Source organism: Allobosea sp. 2KB_26 (assembly GCF_052115715.1).
Classification (GTDB): domain Bacteria; phylum Pseudomonadota; class Alphaproteobacteria; order Rhizobiales; family Beijerinckiaceae; genus Allobosea.
In genome coordinates this window covers 285660-303010 of record NZ_JBFRHE010000004.1, presented here as the reverse complement: position 1 = coordinate 303010, position 17351 = coordinate 285660, and the positions used below count along the sequence as shown (strand labels likewise).

20 protein-coding genes are annotated in these 17351 nt (G+C 65.2%); 5 read left to right on the top strand and 15 right to left on the bottom strand.

The genetic code is table 11. From position 1 onward, the window contains the following. Positions 1-131: 131 nt before the first annotated feature. The gene (locus tag AB4099_RS14925; protein WP_069878343.1) at positions 132-317 is read right to left on the bottom strand and encodes a Flp family type IVb pilin; all 186 of its coding nucleotides are present in this window, start codon (positions 315-317) and stop codon (positions 132-134) included. 412 nt (positions 318-729) lie between these two features. On the opposite strand from AB4099_RS14925, the gene AB4099_RS14920 reads away from it, so the two are divergent. From AB4099_RS14920 to AB4099_RS14910, 3 genes are all read left to right on the top strand, one after another. Continuing rightward, positions 730-1227, top strand: coding sequence for a pilus assembly protein N-terminal domain-containing protein (locus tag AB4099_RS14920; RefSeq protein ID WP_441478630.1), 498 nt, complete (start codon positions 730-732; stop codon positions 1225-1227). A 219-nt stretch (positions 1228-1446) separates the two neighbouring features. Beyond that, the gene (locus AB4099_RS14915; RefSeq protein WP_069878345.1) at positions 1447-2001 is read left to right on the top strand and encodes a TadE/TadG family type IV pilus assembly protein; all 555 of its coding nucleotides are present in this window, start codon (positions 1447-1449) and stop codon (positions 1999-2001) included. After that, entirely contained in the window at positions 1998-2681 is a 684-nt protein-coding gene (locus AB4099_RS14910) for a TadE/TadG family type IV pilus assembly protein (RefSeq protein WP_441478629.1), read from the top strand. The genes AB4099_RS14915 and AB4099_RS14910 overlap by 4 nt, the downstream gene beginning before the upstream one ends. Positions 2682-2776: 95 nt before the next feature. Here AB4099_RS14910 and AB4099_RS14905 read toward each other — a convergent pair whose 3' ends face one another. The 8 genes from AB4099_RS14905 to AB4099_RS14870 form a co-directional block, all read right to left on the bottom strand. Continuing rightward, positions 2777-4276 (bottom strand): phosphomannomutase/phosphoglucomutase, encoded by a 1500-nt coding sequence (locus AB4099_RS14905; protein ID WP_441478628.1) that lies wholly within the window; start codon positions 4274-4276, stop codon positions 2777-2779. Between the two features lie 145 nt (positions 4277-4421). Beyond that, positions 4422-4973 (bottom strand): retropepsin-like aspartic protease family protein, encoded by a 552-nt coding sequence (locus AB4099_RS14900; RefSeq protein ID WP_441478627.1) that lies wholly within the window; start codon positions 4971-4973, stop codon positions 4422-4424. A gap of 150 nt (positions 4974-5123) precedes the next feature. Further along, on the bottom strand, positions 5124-6032 hold the full coding sequence (locus tag AB4099_RS14895) for a ribokinase (RefSeq protein ID WP_441478626.1): 909 nt from the start codon (positions 6030-6032) through the stop codon (positions 5124-5126). Further along, positions 6029-6925, bottom strand: a complete 897-nt coding sequence (locus AB4099_RS14890) for a 2-dehydro-3-deoxygalactonokinase (protein ID WP_441478625.1) — start codon at positions 6923-6925, stop codon at positions 6029-6031. Before AB4099_RS14890 ends, AB4099_RS14895 begins: the two co-directional genes overlap by 4 nt. 127 nt (positions 6926-7052) lie before the next feature. Further along, positions 7053-7631, bottom strand: a complete 579-nt coding sequence (pcaG, locus tag AB4099_RS14885) for a protocatechuate 3,4-dioxygenase subunit alpha (protein ID WP_113517064.1) — start codon at positions 7629-7631, stop codon at positions 7053-7055. After that, positions 7624-8334 (bottom strand): protocatechuate 3,4-dioxygenase subunit beta, encoded by a 711-nt coding sequence (pcaH, locus tag AB4099_RS14880; protein ID WP_441478624.1) that lies wholly within the window; start codon positions 8332-8334, stop codon positions 7624-7626. Before pcaH ends, pcaG begins: the two co-directional genes overlap by 8 nt. Beyond that, the gene (locus tag AB4099_RS14875) at positions 8331-9101 is read right to left on the bottom strand and encodes a CoA-transferase subunit beta (protein WP_441478750.1); all 771 of its coding nucleotides are present in this window, start codon (positions 9099-9101) and stop codon (positions 8331-8333) included. Before AB4099_RS14875 ends, pcaH begins: the two co-directional genes overlap by 4 nt. 26 nt (positions 9102-9127) lie before the next feature. Then, positions 9128-9985 (bottom strand): CoA transferase subunit A, encoded by an 858-nt coding sequence (locus AB4099_RS14870; protein WP_441478623.1) that lies wholly within the window; start codon positions 9983-9985, stop codon positions 9128-9130. Positions 9986-10097: 112 nt separating this feature from the next. On the opposite strand from AB4099_RS14870, the gene AB4099_RS14865 reads away from it, so the two are divergent. Both AB4099_RS14865 and AB4099_RS14860 read left to right on the top strand, forming a co-directional pair. Next, positions 10098-10835 carry an IclR family transcriptional regulator domain-containing protein gene (locus AB4099_RS14865; RefSeq protein ID WP_441478622.1) on the top strand — a complete coding sequence of 246 codons (738 nt, stop codon included), beginning with the start codon at positions 10098-10100 and terminating at the stop codon, positions 10833-10835. Between the two features lie 10 nt (positions 10836-10845). Next, positions 10846-11736, top strand: coding sequence for an aldose epimerase family protein (locus AB4099_RS14860; RefSeq protein ID WP_441478621.1), 891 nt, complete (start codon positions 10846-10848; stop codon positions 11734-11736). Between the two features lie 4 nt (positions 11737-11740). On the opposite strand, the gene AB4099_RS14855 is transcribed toward AB4099_RS14860, so the two are convergent. From AB4099_RS14855 to AB4099_RS14830, 6 genes are all read right to left on the bottom strand, one after another. Further along, positions 11741-12406 carry a L,D-transpeptidase gene (locus tag AB4099_RS14855; RefSeq protein WP_441478620.1) on the bottom strand — a complete coding sequence of 222 codons (666 nt, stop codon included), beginning with the start codon at positions 12404-12406 and terminating at the stop codon, positions 11741-11743. Between the two features lie 156 nt (positions 12407-12562). Then, positions 12563-13408: an aldo/keto reductase gene (locus AB4099_RS14850; protein ID WP_441478619.1), complete on the bottom strand. Its 846-nt coding sequence runs from the start codon at positions 13406-13408 to the stop codon at positions 12563-12565. 25 nt (positions 13409-13433) lie between these two features. Further along, positions 13434-14756: a bifunctional folylpolyglutamate synthase/dihydrofolate synthase gene (locus AB4099_RS14845; protein WP_441478618.1), complete on the bottom strand. Its 1323-nt coding sequence runs from the start codon at positions 14754-14756 to the stop codon at positions 13434-13436. A gap of 35 nt (positions 14757-14791) precedes the next feature. Then, entirely contained in the window at positions 14792-15691 is a 900-nt protein-coding gene (gene accD, locus AB4099_RS14840; RefSeq protein WP_113516897.1) for an acetyl-CoA carboxylase, carboxyltransferase subunit beta, read from the bottom strand. A gap of 37 nt (positions 15692-15728) precedes the next feature. Beyond that, positions 15729-16574, bottom strand: coding sequence for a tryptophan synthase subunit alpha (gene trpA / locus AB4099_RS14835; protein ID WP_113516896.1), 846 nt, complete (start codon positions 16572-16574; stop codon positions 15729-15731). Between the two features lie 40 nt (positions 16575-16614). Continuing rightward, positions 16615-17346 (bottom strand): SIMPL domain-containing protein, encoded by a 732-nt coding sequence (locus AB4099_RS14830; protein ID WP_113516895.1) that lies wholly within the window; start codon positions 17344-17346, stop codon positions 16615-16617. Positions 17347-17351 lie beyond the last annotated feature (5 nt).

Genomic DNA, 17351 nt, shown 5'->3' with positions numbered 1-17351 from the left:
GCAGCTTCACGAACAATGCGCCAGCATCGCATCCAACTCTGTAGAAACAGTATCTGGTCGGCCAGGCGAGAACCGGGACGCAAAACGCCCCGGACCAGCCGGGGCGTTCGCTGCTTCGAGCAGAGGATGGCTTAGGCCGCGGGCTTAGCGACCTTGGTCAGCTCGCCGGAAATGCGCTTGAACAGATCGCTGAGGTCGGTGCCGAGCGTCGTGACGGTGCCGATGATGACGACGGCGATCAGGCCAGCGATCAGGCCGTATTCGATGGCGGTCGCGCCGGACTCGTCCTTGGCAAAGCGAGCGAACAGATTCTTCATGACGGAACTCCTATTGCACCACGGTTTGACTGCTGCCTTCGCTCTGAACGGCTTCGGTCAGCGACAAGACAGACACTACCCAGAAGCCGTTGCGTTTCGGTTAAACGAAACAAAGAACTCGACGTCGATATCAGACATTTACCGGATGGTTAACGCCATATTTATTGAATTCACCACCCATCATCATGATGAACATCAATTAGTATTTGAATTTAATTACGACTATACGTGTCATCGCGATTGAATTTGACCATTCTAGCAATGTTTATCTCGCGGGAGAGCGTGACCTTAAGCGATGCTCCATTTCTCATTTTAGAAATTGCCTGCTCAATAAACATGTTCGCGGGGGGCATTAGGATTCGATTCATCATTTTCGGCTTTACTCCAGACGTTGGAAACCTAGGGCGCCACCATGTCGACTGTCCTCAGCTGTGCCCCGCGCCGCAGAGCGCTGGCCATGGCCGCGTCCGGCGCGATCCTTCTGGGAAGCGCGCCCGTAGCGCGATCGGCGCCGGAACCAGTCCGGCCCGACACGGTCGCCGTCATCGTCGATCACGCCAAGCTCGTCAGACTGCCGGAAAAGGCCCAGACCGTGATCGTCGGCAATCCGGCGATCGCCGATGTCTCCGTGCAAAGGAACGGAGTGATGGTGGTGACCGGCAAGAGTTTTGGCGTCACCAATCTCATCGCGCTCGATGCCAGTGGCAGCCTGTTGGCGGAATCGCTCGTGCGCGTCAGCGCGGCCGCGGATTCCATTCTCACGGTCCAGCGCGGCATGGAGCGGGAGAGCTATTCCTGCACCCCGACCTGCCAACCGACCGTGCAGCTCGGGGACGCAACCAAATATTTCGGCGATGTCGGCGGGCAGACGACCAGACGCAACGCTCTCGCCAGCGGCAGCGACAAATAGGCTTCGTAACGCTCAAGGTGAAGGTTTCGCTAACGCCAGTGCGGCTTCGGCGAACCATGCCCTAACAAGTCGGCAATGCTTTGCGGCTAGGGTGCCTCCACTGAAGAGCGGAGATCCCTCGCGGCCTCTGCATCCGGATGGTTGGCTTAACTGGTCATGGTCACATCTCCTTCTCGAACGAACGGACGTGTCGCGCGACGCCTCCTCAGGACCCCGTGGTTGGGATCCAACGGCTTTTGCAGGAACCAACGCGGCGCGACCGCCGTCGAGTTCGGGCTCGTCGCGTTTCCGTTCCTCCTGCTCGTGTTCACGATCATCGAAACCGGGCTGATGCTGTGGACCTACCAGGTGCTCGACGACGCCGTGAAGCAGGCGTCGCGGACGCTCCTGACCGGGGAATCGGTCGCAATCTACAGCACCCCCTCGAACCCCCTTCCGCACGATGCCAAGACATCCACTGAGGCATTCAGGCGCGAGGTCTGCGCGCAGGCTCCGGCGCTCGTCGATTGCGAGAAGCTGCGCGTCGACGTGCGCGGCTACGTATCACCAGCGGCGGCTCAAACCGATCTTGCCAAGCTCAACCCGTTCAGCGGGAACACACTGAACACCAGTAATTTCAGCTACAACCAACCCGGAAAAGGCGAGATCGTCGTCGTGCGGGCGACATTGCGTTATTCGCTCTACCTGACCGGCTGGACGAACACCCTGGCCAATATCGATGGCGGTGAGCGCGGGCTCATGGCTGTCGCGACGTTCCGAAGCGAACCTCCATGAGAACGACCATGAGGCAGTTCTTCTCGATCCGCCGCAACAAGGCCGCGCTGCGCCGCCTCAGGCGTCATCTGCAGACGGACAGGAAAGGCGTTGCCGCGGTGGAGTTCGCTCTGATCCTGCCTGTGATGCTCTTGCTATATTATGGCATTGCCGAGATCGGGGAGGCCGCCATGGCCGATCGCCGGGTGACCCAGCTCAACCGGGCCCTCGTTGATCTTGCCGCGCAGGGCAACCTCCCGCCGGAAAGCGCCGCCGCGCCGGGAAGCGCCCCGCGGGGAACCGCATTGTCTGACGCCGATGTCGATACGATCTTCCTCGTCGGGCAAATGATCATGGCCCCCTTCACCACCACGCCAAGGATGATGTTCGCTAGCGTCACCGTGGACGACAAGGGGGTGGCAAAGGTCTGCTGGAGCGCGCAGAGAAACACGACCGCCCCGCCGACAAACATCAAATTGCCGGATGGGCTGCTCCTCCCCAAGACGTCCGTGATCATGGCCGAAGCCAGCTATGCCTATGAACCCTTGCTCGGCAAGCTGGTGTTCAAGGACGCCCTCACCCTGGGCGGCGACAGGATCTACATGCGCCCACGCATGGCTGCGAAGGCAGGCGCGCTCAATATCGAGCAGGTCGCGCGAATCCAAGGAACTGGCAGCACCGCCAAGACCATCGTCTGCTGAGCTGTTGCGTGCGCCTCGCCGCCGAGAATCCTGGCAGCGAGAAGGGGTGTCCCGAGGCGAGCTCGCTCGCGCCGGGACATATCTGCTCACCCGCCTCAGATCGTCTGATTATAGGCACCCACTTCCGGATTCTCGCGCAGCACGCCGTCGATGGCGGCAAACATCTCGCGCATGCGCGCGTCCGAAACCGGGCTTTCGCAGACCACGACAAGCTCCGGCTTGTTTGAGGAGGCGCGGACCAGCCCCCAGGTGCCATCCTCGTTGACGACGCGGACGCCGTTGACGGTGATCACGTCGCGGATCTTCTGGCCGGCGATGGTTTCGCCCTTGGCCTGCATGGCCTCGATGCGCTTCGTCACGCGATCGCTGACCTCGTACTTGATCTCATCGGCGCATTTGGCCGCCATGGTCGGCGTGCCCCAGGTCTTGGGAACCGCGGCATAGAGTTCCGCCATCGACTTACCCGGGTTGCGGTCGAGCATGTCGATGACCGCCAGCGCCGTGACCACACCATCGTCATAGCCGCGCCCGACCGGCGCGTTGAAGAAGAAATGGCCCGACTTCTCGAACCCCGCCAGCGCGTTGAGATCGCGGACGCGGCGCTTGATATAGGAATGGCCGGTCTTCCAGTAATCGGTCTTCACGCCGAGCTTCTGCAACTCGGGGTCGGTGATGAAGAGCCCGGTCGATTTCACGTCGACGACGAACTGTGCACCGGGATGCAACCTGCCGAGGTCGCGCGCCAGCATCACGCCGATCTTGTCGGCGAAGATCTCCTCGCCGTGATTGTCGACCACGCCACAGCGGTCGCCGTCGCCATCGAAGCCGAGCGCAACGTCAGCGCCATGCTGCTTCACGGCATCTGCCATGGCATGCAGCATCTTCATGTCTTCGGGATTGGGATTGTAACGCGGGAAGGAGTGGTCAAGCTCCGCATCCATCGGGATGACCTCGCAGCCGATCGCCTCCAGGATCTGCGGAGCGAATGCACCCGCCGTACCGTTGCCGCAAGCCGCGATGACCTTCAGCTTGCGCGTGATCTTCGGACGGTTGGTTAGGTCCTTGATGTAGAGGGCCGGGAAATCGGGAACGAAGACATAGGAGCCGCCGCCCGACAGCTCGAAATCGGCCGCGAGCACGATGTCGCGGAGCTGGCCCATTTCGTCGGGGCCGAAGGTGACAGGGCGCTGCGCGCCCATCTTCACGCCGGTCCAGCCATTGTCGTTATGCGAGGCCGTGACCATCGCAACGCAGGGAACGTCGAGCGCGAACTGGGCGAAATAGGCCATGGGCGACATGGCGAGGCCGATATCATGGACCTTGCAGCCCGCCGCCATCAGGCCGGTGACCAGCGCCATCTTGATCGACGACGAATAGCCGCGGAAATCATGACCGGTGACGATCTCGGGCTTGATGCCCATGCGCTTGATCAGCGTGCCGAGGCCCATGCCGACGGCCTGTACGCCCATCAGGTTCAGTTCCTTGCCGAAGAACCAGCGCGCGTCATATTCGCGGAACCCCGTCGGCTTCACCATCGGCAGGGATTCATACTCGAAGGTATTCGGGAACAGCTCAGGCAGCGGCTTCGGGAACATCAAGGCATCCATTGCAAGGGAACATGCAGGGCGAACGAAGCATCAAGCCACATGAATGCAGCCTGACCGTGACACAGCGGCGACGCCGTCTTGACGGATCCCTGGCATAGCGGATCGCAGCGGATTAGGGAACGCCGGAGACCGCCTAGCCGCGCAGGATCATGCGACCGGTCTGGACCTCGAAGCCCTTGAGTTTGCTCAGAAAAGAGGTTCCAAGCAGGCTGACGGAGAGCGCGCCTGCGGGCAGAACCATGGCCTCGACATTGCGCACGATGATGGCGCCGAGCCTGACCTCGCGCAGATTCACCCGGGCGCCGCGTACCACGCCATTGGCCGTGCGCAGCGTGACCTTGTAGTCGGACGATGCGGGGCGGAGGCCGAGCCCCAGGGCATCGCTCTCCGTCAACGCAATGAAACTCGCACCGGTATCGACCAGCATCCTGACACGGTAATTGTCGATGGTCGGATGGACCATGTAGTGACCGCGAGAATCGGCCGCCACGGTGACCATCGGAGGCTCGCTCGATCGGGCGGCTGGAGACGGCGGCGCGGGCTGTCGCGCGCCGGTCGCGACAGCCGCCGCGCGGGGCGTGTCATCATCCTCGACATAGCCTGCCAGACGCGTGCCGTATGACATCGCGCCGTAGCCGACGGTAAAGGCTACTCCGAGCGCCCAGATGATGGGCCGTTGCGCCATTTGCTTTCAGTCTCCGCCATGCTCCGGGGATGCTGCTCCCAGGACACTGCCGAAGAATGAATCGGAACAGGCAGATTGCCGGGTTCGGCCGAGCCTGGGCCTGATGAATCCAAACAGACTTAACGTATCGTCATCCGGATTGAAGACATCTCAGAGGAAGCCGGAGCCAGCCAGTGCCTCGATCTCCGCTTGGCGTGGCACGCTTGGTTGCGCACCGGACACCGTGCAGGCGAGCGAGCCGGCTGCGAGCCCACGCTGGAGCGCGCCCGAAAAACCATAGCCGGCATCGAGCGCCGCGGCGAAGGCCCCGACGAAGCTGTCTCCGGCCGCGACCGTGTCGACAACCTCGACCTTTGGCGCTTCGAGGCGGCGGCGAACGCCGCCATGCCAGCCGACGACCCCCTCGCCGCCGAGCGTGACGACACAGGCAATGCCGCGTTCGGCATCGAGGCGCTGCGCAAAGGCGTCGGGCTCGCGTTCGGCCCAGCCCCAGGCGCTGGCAAGCACCAGCGCCTCGTGCTCGTTGACGATCAGCATGTCCAGGCAATCGAGCAATGCGGGAGCCGGCGTGCCGGCTGGTGCGAGATTCAGGATGACGCGCCCGCCGGCCTGCTTCGCCAGCCGGGCCGCCGCGATGCACTCCGTCTCCGGAACCTCGCGCTGCAAGAGCAGGATGTTGCGCTGGCCAAGCGGCAGCTCGCGCAAGCCACCGGCCCTGGCATGGGCATTCGCGCCGGCCGCCACCACAATCTGATTGGAGCCGGCTGCATCGACCGCGATGAAGGCGGCACCTGTTGGCGCCTCGACCCGCTCGACCAGCGTGAGATCGACACTGTCGGCGGCCAGCAGGGTCAGGGCGATCTCGGCAAAGGCATCACGCCCGACAGCGCCGGCGAGCACGACTTCGGCGCCTGCCCTGCGTGCGGCAAGCGCCTGGTTGGCCCCCTTGCCGCCGGGATGCAGCGCATAGCCAGGGCCGATCACCGTCTCGCCGGCCCCCGGCAGGCGCTCGACGGGCGTGACCAGATCGACATTCAGCGACCCGAAGACGGTGATCACGCCACCAGCCTCGCAGCCAGACGCTTCACACCCGCGACAAACGCGTCTTCCGGTGTCGTGATCTGGAAGGGCAGGCCCGCCGTCTCGAACGCCGCTGCATAACTCGCCGCCAGCGCTCCATCGGCCACGAGATGGACCGTGGCGGGGCGTCCGAACAACGCCTGCACGCCGGCAATCTCCTGGCCGACCAGCAGCGCCGAGAGATAGGGCCCGACCGCGCCGCCACCCATTCGTCCCGCAAGCACCTCGGTACGCGCTGCAAAGGCTGCGTTGAGCAGCCCGGCAGGCCGCACTGCTGCAGCGAAGCCGCGCGCGGCACCGGTGCTTGCGTCGTCCCCCGACGGCTCTTCGGCAAGGCGCGCCAGAATCGAATGCTGACGCAGCAGGCCGTAGATCTCGCCGGTCATGAAGCTGGCAAAACGCGTGATCCGGCCGGCCCGCATTTCAGCCCATTTCGAATGGGTTCCGGGCAGGCAGGCGATGCCATCGGTGAGACCGAGTCCGACGATCAGCGTTTCCTCGCCACGCATGACATCGAAGACGCCATCGTCCCAGGAGAGCCCGGGCAGCACGGTTGCGCGCGTTCCGTCCTCCAGCGTCACCGCGATGCCGGCATCTGCCAGCGCTTCGATTGAGGCGGGGCACGCAACGTAAGGCGCCTCGACCCAGCCATTGCGGCTGCCGACCATCCCGGCGAGCACGATCGCGGCGTCCGGCCGCTTGCGGCGGAAATCACCGGCGATCCCCTCGAAAGCAGCCGGGAAACCACCGGGCGGCACCGATTGGATGCCCTGATCCGCAATCCGCCGATCCATCACGCTGCCATCCTCGCCGATGAGGAAGGCGCGGGCACGGGTGGTGCCCCAGTCGAGCGCGATCAAGGGTTTCGGCATGGCGGGCTCCGGCACGGCGTCAGTCGTGGCTCTGCCTTGCCGCATCAGGCGCGGGCGAAGCAAAGCGCTGGTCCGACTATCTCCTTGGCCCGCAAGCCGGGGTCAAGCCCGCGCGTGCCGCGCGGGCTCAGACGTCGAAGAAGACCGTCTCGCCCTCGCCCTGCAGCCGGATGTCGAAATGGAAGACGCCGTCCGGGCCACGCTGCGCAATCAGCGTTTCACGCCGCTCATGCGGGACCAGGGCGAGCACGGCATCGGACGCATTGGCAGGGTCGTCCGAGAAATAGATGCGGGTCACCAGCCGGAGCAGGAGCCCGCGCGCGAAGACCGAGACAGCGAGATGGGGCGCCTGCTTCGTGCCGTCCGGCCCCTCCACGGCGCCTGGCCGCACCGTCTCGAAGTGGAAAAAGCCCTCCGGCGAGGTTTCCGCCCGGCCGAAGCCTGTGAAGCCGGCATTGCCCCCGGCGTTGTGGCGTCCATCCGCGTCGGCCTGCCAGACCTCGATCATGGCGTCCGGCACCGGCTCGCCATCGCCATCGAGGACATGGCCGCGAATGGTGATGCGTTCGCCCGGGACGCCATCAGTTGCAATCCGCTCATTGGCCAGCTCTGAACCGCCATAGGCGCGGGGCGTCAGAGCATAGGCGTAGAAGGGGCCGACCGTCTGCGAGGGGGTGAGGCCAAGGGCGGCCTTGTGCTCAGTCATCATGCGGCTCCTCGAGCGGCGTCGCGTCGCGACCGCGCAGGACGATGTCGAACTGGTAACCGAGCGCCCATTCCGGTTCGGTCGTGTCGATGTCGAAGCGCGAGATCAGGCGCTCCCGTGCTTTCGCATCCGGAATCGACTGGAAGATCGGGTCATAGGCGAAGAGCGGATCGCCCGGGAAATACATCTGGGTAATCACGCGCGAGAGGAAGCTCGACCCGAACAGCGAGAAATGGATATGGGCCGGGCGCCAGGCGTTGTGATGGTTGCGCCAGGGATAGGCGCCGGGCTTGATCGTGACGAAGCGATAGCGCCCCTCCGCATCGGTCATGGCGCGGCCGGCCCCCGTGAAGTTCGGGTCGAGCGGCGCGGGATGCTGGTCGCGCAGATGGACGTAGCGCCCGGCCGCATTCGCTTGCCAGATCTCGACCAGGGTATGCGGCACTGGCCTGCCATCCTCGTCAAGCACCCGGCCCGTCACGATGATCCGTTCGCCGAGCGGTTCGCCCCCATGCTGGAGGGTCAGGTCCGAATCGCCGGCTTGCACGGCGCTATGACCGAAGGCCGGACCGCTGATCTCCGACAGCGTATGCGGCAGCAGGATCAACGGCTGCGAAGGCGCGCGCTTCAACGTGCTCGTATAGGCCGGCGACGCGTTGAGCGGATGGGCCTTCAGGCCATCGCGTGGATAGATCAGGCTCATGCCGCTACTCCATGCGCTCGCTTGGTTCGGGCGTGCAGATCGCGCAGGATCTCGATCTCCTGCGCGGTCGGCGCCGGAGTTTCGACGAGTTCGCCAGCGAAACGCAAGGTCCAGCCGCAACCGGCCTGAACCTGATCACGCGTCACGCCGGGATGAAGCGCGGTCACTGTCAGCTCGGCGGTCTCGGCATCGGGCTCCATCACGCAAAGATCAGTGATCACCTTGGTCGGCCCCCTGGTCTTGAGGCCGAGCCGTTCCCTATCGCCCTTGCCCTTGCCGTGGCCAAAGGAGGTGATGAACGGCAGGGTCTCGACGAAGGCGCGCGAGCCCATGGCCATGGTGATGAAGATCTCGCGACAATTGCCGGCGATCTCCGGCGCACCGCCGCCGCCAGGAAGCCTTACCTTCGGCGCGGCATAGTCCCCGACGACTGTGGTGTTCAGATTGGCAAAGCGATCGATCTGCGCGCCGCCCAGGAAACCAATGGTGATCCGGCCGCCCTGCAGCCAGTAGCGGAACATCTCGGGCACGCCGACCGTGGTCAGCGCGGTATCACAGAGTTCGCCGTCGCCGATCGAGAGCGGCAGCACGGAGGGGCGGGTCGAGAGCGTACCGGATTCGTAGATCAGCGTGATCTTCGGGGCATGGGTCAGGCGCGCCAGGTTGCAGGCAGCCGAGGGGGCGCCGATGCCGACGAAGCAGACATCGTCATCGGTCAGCAGGCGGGCAGCCGCGATGCTCATCATCTCGGTCGCCGTGTGGCTCATGGGAGTATGGCTCATGGCGCTGATCCTCACGCGGCCTGCCGAGCAAGGCCGGCATGGTGTGCAAACACCTCCGGCCCCTGCTCCAGGACATTTGCCTTCATCCAGGCCATGAATGTGTCGCGCTCCCGGGCGATCTTGTCCCAGGCAATGTAGAAGTCATTGGCGCGCTTGTAATAACCGTGGGCGTAGGATGGATAGGCTCCGCCCGGCACCCTGGCGATCGCGGTCACTGCCCAGGACGGCAGGATGACGGCATTGGCATTGCGTGGACCAAAGTCCTCGACGAACTCCTCGACGGTGACCAGCGAACGCTTGGCCGCCAGTACGGCCTCCTTCTGCACGCCAACGATGCCTTCAAGCAGGACGTTGCCCTCGCGATCCGCCTTCTGCGCATGGATGACGGCGGCGTCGGGTCGGATGGCGGGAACCGTCGCCAGGACTTCGCCGGTATAAGGGCAGGTAACGGATTTGATCCGGGGATTGACCTTCGGCAGGTCGACACCCTTGTAGCCGCGAAACACCGCGAAGGGCAGGTTGGCGGCGCCAGCCTCATAGGCATTGGCCATGGCAGCGTGGCTGTGCTCTTCAAGCTCGAGCCTATGCGGCCAGCCATTCTCGACCGCATCGCGCAGGCGGTGCAGCGAGCCCACGCCAGGGTTGCCGCCCCAGGAGAAGACCAGCTTTTCGGCGCAGCCCATCCCGATCATCTGATCGTAGATCAGGTCCGGCGTCATGCGGATCAGCGTCAGTCGCTTGCGGCCCTGGCGGATCGCCTCATGCCCGGCAGCATGCGGGATGAGGTGAGTGAAGCCCTCCATCGCGACGGAGCAGCCGTCACGCACCACCGACTCGATTCCCTCGGCGAGGGAGACGAACTCAGCCACCTTGACATCTCCTCGTTTTGTGCGTTAATCGCACGTCGTTTTGATTTTCGAACAATACCGATTACGTCAACGGGGGTCAAGATTGGACACGGCAACGTCGGATCGCGACCATATGGCCGCCCTGGAAAAGGGGCTGGCCGTGATCGAATGCTTCGACGCGGCGCATGAGAAGCTCACGATTGCAGACGTTGCGCGCGCCACCGCGCTGTCCCGCGCGGCGGCCCGGCGCTGCCTTTTGACGCTCACAAGGATCGGCTACGCCGAATTCGACGGCAAGTTCTTCCGGCTGACGCCGCGCGTGCTCAGGCTCGGCCATGCCTGGCTGGCCTCCAGCGCCCTGCCCCAGCTCGTCCAGCCCTTCCTGGAACGGTTGTCCGAGGAAACCCATGAATCCTCCTCGGCCTCGCTGCTCGACGGGCACGAGATCGTCTATATCGCGCGTTCGGCGCAGAGGCGGATCATGTCCGTCGGCCTTTCCGTCGGCTCGCGCCTGCCCGCCTTCTGCACCTCGATGGGGCGCGTCCTGCTCGCAGCGCTGCCACCCGACGAGGCCCGCGAACGGATTCTGGCCGGCCACCCGCGAGCGCTGACGCCTCATACCGTAACGGAGCCGGAACGGATCATGGCCGCCTTGGCGGCGGCGCGAGAACAGGGTTACAGCGTGGTCGATCAGGAACTGGAACTTGGCCTGATCTCGATGGCACTCCCGCTCGCCAACGCGCGTGGCGAGACTGTTGCCGCCTTCAATATCTCCGGGCAGGTGCAGCGAACCTCGGCCGAGGAGATGGTGGCGCAGTTCCTGCCGCGCATGCGCTCGATGCAGGCGATGCTGCGCCCGCTGATCAAGTAAGGACATCACGATGCTTGCCCTGCAGTCCGGACCTCTCTCCGCCGCGATCGCGCCCGAGATCGGTGCGATGGTGACCGCGCTCGAATGGCGCGCGCCTGACGGGCGGGTGCATCCGCTCCTACGGGCGCCGGCGGGGGCGGTTCCCTCGATCGCGGCCCCCAATCGCTTCGGCAGCTGGGCCATGCTGCCCTTTGCCAACCGCGCCTTCGATTGCGTCATCGACGATGGCGAGCAGCCCTTTCGGGTGCCCCCCAACGATCCTGCGGGCACAGGCAGCATTCATGGCTTCGGCTGGCAGTCGGCCTGGGAGATTCTGGGGTATGACCACGGCCATACCGTTCTGGAACATCGACGCAGCGCCGGTGAAGACCCCTATCGCTACCGCGCGCGGCAGGAGATCAGCCTCGACGTTTCCGGTATGACCATAGCCCTTGCGATCATCAACGAGGCGGATATGGCCCTACCCTTTGGCTTCGGGCTGCATCCCTGGTTTCCCGCTGCGGCGGATACGCGCCTCAAGATGCGCTCCGACGGCGCATTGATCCTCGGCAACGGCTTCCGCGCAACCGGCTCGCAAGCGCTCGCAGATGGCGGCCCCTATGCCGCTAACCCGCTCTTCGCAACTCAGGCAGAAACGGCCTGGAGCTTCCTCGGCTGGGATGGCACGGCGCGCATGGAAACGCCTTCGCGCGGCGTCGCCGTCACCGTCACCGCAAGCGAAACGCTGCGCTGCCCTGTCGTCTGGGCCCCTCCTGGCGCCGACTTCCTCTGCGTCGAGCCGCAAAGCCATGCCATCGGTGCACCAAGCGAGGTTGCAGCGCGTGCCGCCTCGCCGCTAACGCGGCTTCAGCCGGGCGAGACGCTCAGCGGCTGGATGCGGATCGCCGTGGAGGCGATCTGAGCTCTTATCTCCAGGTCGGCCCGGCCCGGTAGGGCTGGTAGCCGTAGGCGTTGGGCGGCAGGGTCGGCCGCATGAAGAGTTGATCACGCGCCGCATCCCAGTTCGGCACGCCACGCTGATGCGCGATCGCGGCCTCACGCTGCTTGGATTTCGACTGCGCAATGGCGACCTTGCTCTTGTGAGGCGTCTTCGCGAGCTTGCTCTTGGCACCGCCTGCCCTGGCAAATTGCGACAGCCCGTCCGAGCTGGCTCCATTCAGCGCAATACGCGTCTGGCCGGCACCGTGCTTCTTGACCAGCGCAAACAGCTTGGCGGCATGGGCAGGATGCAGCCGGATGCAGCCATGCGATGCCGGCCGGCCGAGTGCACCGACCGCAGTCGTGCCGTGGATGGCGTAGCCACCCCGGAAGAACACGGAATAGGGCATCGCCCCGCCATATTTGCGCGAGTACCAGCTCCGCTCCAGCCGCGTCGGGCTATAGACGCCGTTGGGAGAGCGGAACCCCTTGCGGCCGGATGAGATCGCCCAATTGTAGATCTCTCCGTCAGTCGTCGTCACCTGCATGCGCTGGGCAGCCAGGTCGACGCGGACCTGAACGCCGGCCTGGGCCGAAGCCAGGCCGACAAACGAAAGAAACACTACGGCGAGGACGCCGAGGACGCGACGCATCACACCACTCCTGAAGACGCAACCGTTGCAAGAATTCGGCGTTGTCGGATGCGATGCTCCGCCGCCTTTACTCTAGGAAACGCCCTTCAGCCCCCAGTTGTAAAGCAGAAAGCCGCAACTTGGTTTCTGCGCGGCCGGCTTGACCTGCAGGCGCCGCTACAACATCGGCAGAGAGCGGGGCTTGGGCCCACGTGGAAAAGCAGCGTCGATTCGCGCGATCTCGCTGTCGCTCAGGCGCAGCTTCAGCGCGCCGGCATTGTCCTCGACATGTTCAGCCCTGGCAGCCTTTGGGATGGCGAAGACCTGGGATTGGCGGGTCAGAAAGGCAAGCGCGACCTGACGCGGTGTTGCTCCATGCGCGATCGCGACATCGGCGAGCACGCCCCCGCCCGCACTTGCGGCTAAGGGAAAATCATCCTGACCAAATGGGCTGTAGGCGGTCACCGCAACGCCGTGGCGCTCGCACCACGGGATGACCATATGCTCGATGGCACGTTCGCGGAGATGATAGAGGACCTGATTGCAGGCGATGGCGCCCCCGCCGGCAATCGCCAGCGCTTCATCGAGATCATCGACGTCGAAATTGCTGACGCCCCAGGACAGAAGCTTGCCCTGGCGCTTCAAGTCCTCGAAGGCTGCAAAAGTCTCCTCCAGCGCGTATGAGCCGCGCCAATGCAGCAGAAAGCAGTCGAGCCTGTCGGTCCGGAGCCGCCTCAGCGATTCCTCGCAGGCCTTGCGCGTACCCGCACGAGAGGCGTTGTACGGCAGCACCTTGGAAACGAGGAAGACCTCGTCTCGCCGCCCGGCGATGGCTTCTCCGACAATCTCCTCCGAGCGGCCGGAACCATACATCTCAGCCGTGTCGAGGTGGCGCAGGCCAAGGTCGAGCCCGCGACGCAAAGCCGCCACCGCGCCGGCCCGATCGGCGAGTTCGATGTTCCAGGTGCCCTGGCCGATGACGGGGATCGACGGGCCATTGGCTCCAAATTGCCGGGCCTGCATCGCGCTCTCCCCATCCGTGCCAGTGCTACACCGGCGGCGTGCCGTTGGCCGAAAGCACCTCGCCGGCCAGATAGAGCGAGCCGCAGATCAGGATCCGCGGCGGCGCCCGCCAGGTCCGTACTGCGATCTCGCGCAGCGCCTGCTCGACGGAACCCGCGACCTCGGCATTCAACCCGGCGACCCGCGCGAGAGCCGCAACCTCCTCGGCCGGGCGGGCCGCAAGCTGGTTGTGGATCGGCACGGCGAAGAGCGCATGCGCGAGCCCCTTGAAATGTCCGAGCGTCGCGGTTGCGTCCTTGGTCGATAGCAATCCCGCGATCATGACGAGCGGGGCCGGATTCTTCTCCTCCAGATCGGCCATCGCCTGCGCGAGAACGCGGCCGCCATCAGGATTGTGGCCGCCATCGAGCCAGAGCTCGGCGCCAGCGGGCACGAGTTCGGCGAGTTGGCCGCGCGCCAGCCTTTGCAGCCGTGCCGGCCATTCGGCATTGAGCATGCCCTGCTCGAAAGCGCGGGCCGGCAGGGCGCCATATCCGGCTGCGCGCAAGGCCGCGATGGCCGTACCGGCATTGACGTGCTGATGACGCCCGGCAAGGCGCGGCAACGGCAGATCGAGCAGGCCGTCGCCATCCTCGTAGACCAGCCGCCCGCCTGCCTCGTGAATGTTGAAGTCCTGCGCGCCGATCAGAATTTTCGAGGCGCCTACGCGCTCGGCCGCGGCTTCGAGCACGGCCGTCGGTTCCGGTTCCTGTGGCGCAATCACGGCCGGGGCGCCGCGCTTGAAGATGCCGGCCTTCTCGCCCGCGATCTTGGTGACGGTATCGCCGAGATACTCGGCGTGATCCATCGAGACCGGCGTCACCACCGTGCAGGCGGGATGGGCAACGACATTCGTCGTGTCGAAGCGTCCGCCGAGACCGACCTCGAGCAGCAGAACATCGGCCTTGTGCTCGGAGAAGAGCAACATGGCGGCCGACGTGGTGATCTCGAAGAAGGTGATCTGGTCGCCGGCATTGGCCCGCTCGCAGCGCTCCAGCGCCTCGACCAGCACGGCCTCGTCGACGAAACGACCGCCGCCCGGCTGACCGAGCCGGATGCGCTCATGAAAGCGCACCAGATGCGGCGAGGTGTAGACATGGACGCTGAGACCCGCCGCCTCGAGAATCGCCCGCATGAAGGCGATGGTCGAGCCCTTGCCATTGGTGCCGGCGACATGGATCACCGGCGGCAGGCGCTTATGCGGATCGCCGAGCCGCTCCAACAAGGTCAGGATGCGGCCGAGCGAGAGATCGATCAGCTTGGGATGCAGCGCCAGGAAGCGCGCCAGCAGCGTGTCGGAAGACCCCATGATGCGTTCGGCCCCCGGCCGTCCCGTTATCCGTGTCAGGCCGCTTCGGGGACCGGCCCGACCGGCTGCTTGGAATCGGCCGCCGGCTCGAGCTGCTTGGTCAGCAGGCGGCCGAGGCGCGCCAGCGTCGCCGGGATGTCGTGGCGATGGACGACCATGTCGACCATGCCGTGATCCTTGAGATATTCGGCGCGCTGGAAGCCTTCGGGCAGCTTTTCGCGGATGGTCTGCTCGATGACGCGCGGACCCGCGAAACCGATCAGGGCGCCGGGCTCGGCGATGTGGACGTCGCCCAGCATCGCGTAGGACGCCGTGACGCCGCCGGTGGTCGGGTTGGTCAGAACCACGAAATAGGGCAGCCCAGCCGCGCGCAGACGCCGGATCGCGACCGTCGTCCGCGGAAGCTGCATCAGCGAGAGGATGCCCTCCTGCATGCGCGCACCACCGGAGGCGGCGAACACGACATAGGGGGTCTTCTTCTCAAGCGCGGTCTCGGCGCCCTTGATGAAGGCTTCGCCGGCTGCCATGCCGAGCGAGCCGCCCATGAAGTGGAAGTCCTGCACGGCAATCGTCAGGGGCAGGCCCTGGACGCGGCCGAAGCCGACCTTGAAGGCATCGGCGGCGCCGGTCTTGGCGCGCGCGTCCTTGAGGCGGTCGACATAGCGCTTCTCGTCACGGAACTTCAGCGGATCGACAGCGACCTCCGGCAGCGGGACATCGACCCATTTGCCCTCGTCGAAGGTCAGGCGCAGCCGGTCCTGCGCGGTGACGCGCATATGATGGTCGGAGCCCGGAATGACGAAGCCATTGGCCTCGACGTCCTTATGGAAGACCATCTGCCCGGAATCGGGGCACTTGATCCAGAGGTTCTCGGGGCTCTCGCGCTTGAACAGGGTCTTGATGCGCGGGCGAACGACTTCGGAAATCCAGTTCATCGGATCATCCTTGAAACGTGTGACTGGAGCGGCCGGCTCAGGCCGCCTTGGAGACCGTGCGGATGCCGGCAGCCAGTTCCGCAACCAGCGAGGTGACCGCCGAAACCGTCTTGTCCGTGGCCTTGCCGTCCGCGTCCAGCGAGAGGCGAACCCGCTCGACGAGCGCGGAACCGACGACGACCCCGTCGGCACCCTTCGCGATGGCTGCGGCATCGGCCGCCGTCTTCACGCCAAAGCCGACAGCAACCGGCAGGTCGGTATGGCGCTTGATCCGGGCCACCGCATCGCCGACCGCGTCATAGCTCGCGATCGCGCCGCCAGTGACACCGGTCATCGAGACATAATAGACGAAGCCCGAAGTATTGCTCAGCACCTTCGGCAGGCGCTTGTCGTCGGTCGTAGGCGTGGCCAGACGGATGAAGCTGATACCGGCCTCAAGGGCGGGCAGGCAGAGCTCCACATCCTCTTCCGGCGGCAGGTCGACAACGATGAGTCCATCGACACCGATCCGGCGCGCATCCTGCAGGAAGCGCTCGACGCCATAGGCCCAGATCGGATTGTAGTACCCCATCAGCACGATCGGCGTGTCATGGCCGGCCTTGCGGAAGGCCTCGACCATGGCGAGCGTCCTTTTCAGCGTCTGGCCTGCCTTCAGGGCCCGCTGGCCCGCGAGCTGGATCGGGACGCCATCAGCCATCGGATCGGTGAAGGGCACGCCAAGCTCGATCACATCCGCGCCTGCCTCAGGCAGGGCATTGAGGATCGCGCTTGCGGTCTCGAAATCCGGATCACCGGCGGTGACGAAAGTCACCAGCGCTGCCCGGCCTTGGGCAGCGCAAGCGGCGAAGCGGGACTGGATGCGGGTCTGGCCGGTCTCTGTCATGAGCGTGCGGTTAGCATGAAGGGGGCGGGCTGGCGAGGGCTCAGGGTGCGATGCGCCAAACCGTGCGCAGCGAACTCGTCACGGTGATCTCGCCGGGCTCGACCGAAATCGGCGCCGCGCCCGCCGCCATGCGGAAGGCACGCACATCGCCCGCAGCGCGGCCCGGTACCTCGGCTTCCGCCTCGACGATCGAGACCAACTCACCGACCTTGACGCCGAGCGCCGTGGCATGGAGTTCGGCCCGCGAACGCGCCGCCTCCGCCGCCTTCAGGCGCGCTGCATCCTTGGCCTTGCTCTCGTCCGCCAGCCCGAAGCTTATGCCGGACATCTCATTCGCGCCGGCCTTGGCCAGCGCGTCGATCAGCGGGCCGGCCTTGGCGAGGTCGCGCACGGTGACGGTCAGGCCGGTGCGGGCCTCGTAGCCGTCGATCGTGGCGGCGCGCGGCGGCTTCGGACCTGGAGACATGGAGGGCTGCGTCATGCGCGGCATCAGCGAGACCTGTGAGGTCATCAGATCGCCGGGGGCGACGCCCGCCGCCTTAACGGCCTCGACCAGCCTGGCCAGCGCCGGCGTGTTCTGGGCGAGAGCCTCGGCTGCGGTCTTGCCCTCGCTGACGATGCCGGCCTGCAGGATCGCGATATCGGGCCTGACCCTGACCTCGCCCTCGGTCCGGATGACGATTCCCTCGGCGGGAGCCACCGTGCTCGCGGTCTGGGCCATTACCGGGCCAGACAGGACCAGCATGGCGGCGAGCAGGATCGTCTTCTTCATCGCTT

Excerpts from the sequence above, each read along its gene's own strand:
- AB4099_RS14860 (WP_441478621.1), top strand. The coding sequence starts at position 10,846 with ATGCTTGCCCTGCAGTCCGGACCTCTCTCCGCCGCGATCGCGCCCGAG.
- AB4099_RS14925 (WP_069878343.1), bottom strand. The coding sequence starts at position 317 with ATGAAGAATCTGTTCGCTCGCTTTGCCAAGGACGAGTCCGGCGCGACC.
- AB4099_RS14850 (WP_441478619.1), bottom strand. The coding sequence starts at position 13,408 with ATGCAGGCCCGGCAATTTGGAGCCAATGGCCCGTCGATCCCCGTCATC.
- pcaH (WP_441478624.1), bottom strand. The coding sequence starts at position 8,334 with ATGAGCCTGATCTATCCACGCGATGGCCTGAAGGCCCATCCGCTCAAC.
- AB4099_RS14900 (WP_441478627.1), bottom strand. The coding sequence starts at position 4,973 with ATGGCGCAACGGCCCATCATCTGGGCGCTCGGAGTAGCCTTTACCGTC.
- AB4099_RS14830 (WP_113516895.1), bottom strand. The coding sequence starts at position 17,346 with ATGAAGAAGACGATCCTGCTCGCCGCCATGCTGGTCCTGTCTGGCCCG.
- AB4099_RS14920 (WP_441478630.1), top strand. The coding sequence starts at position 730 with ATGTCGACTGTCCTCAGCTGTGCCCCGCGCCGCAGAGCGCTGGCCATG.
- AB4099_RS14910 (WP_441478629.1), top strand. The coding sequence starts at position 1,998 with ATGAGAACGACCATGAGGCAGTTCTTCTCGATCCGCCGCAACAAGGCC.
- AB4099_RS14890 (WP_441478625.1), bottom strand. The coding sequence starts at position 6,925 with ATGCCGAAACCCTTGATCGCGCTCGACTGGGGCACCACCCGTGCCCGC.
- accD (WP_113516897.1), bottom strand. The coding sequence starts at position 15,691 with ATGAACTGGATTTCCGAAGTCGTTCGCCCGCGCATCAAGACCCTGTTC.
- AB4099_RS14905 (WP_441478628.1), bottom strand. The coding sequence starts at position 4,276 with ATGTTCCCGAAGCCGCTGCCTGAGCTGTTCCCGAATACCTTCGAGTAT.
- AB4099_RS14855 (WP_441478620.1), bottom strand. The coding sequence starts at position 12,406 with ATGCGTCGCGTCCTCGGCGTCCTCGCCGTAGTGTTTCTTTCGTTTGTC.
- pcaG (WP_113517064.1), bottom strand. The coding sequence starts at position 7,631 with ATGACTGAGCACAAGGCCGCCCTTGGCCTCACCCCCTCGCAGACGGTC.
- trpA (WP_113516896.1), bottom strand. The coding sequence starts at position 16,574 with ATGACAGAGACCGGCCAGACCCGCATCCAGTCCCGCTTCGCCGCTTGC.
- AB4099_RS14865 (WP_441478622.1), top strand. The coding sequence starts at position 10,098 with ATGGCCGCCCTGGAAAAGGGGCTGGCCGTGATCGAATGCTTCGACGCG.
- AB4099_RS14845 (WP_441478618.1), bottom strand. The coding sequence starts at position 14,756 with ATGGGGTCTTCCGACACGCTGCTGGCGCGCTTCCTGGCGCTGCATCCC.
- AB4099_RS14875 (WP_441478750.1), bottom strand. The coding sequence starts at position 9,101 with ATGAGCCACACGGCGACCGAGATGATGAGCATCGCGGCTGCCCGCCTG.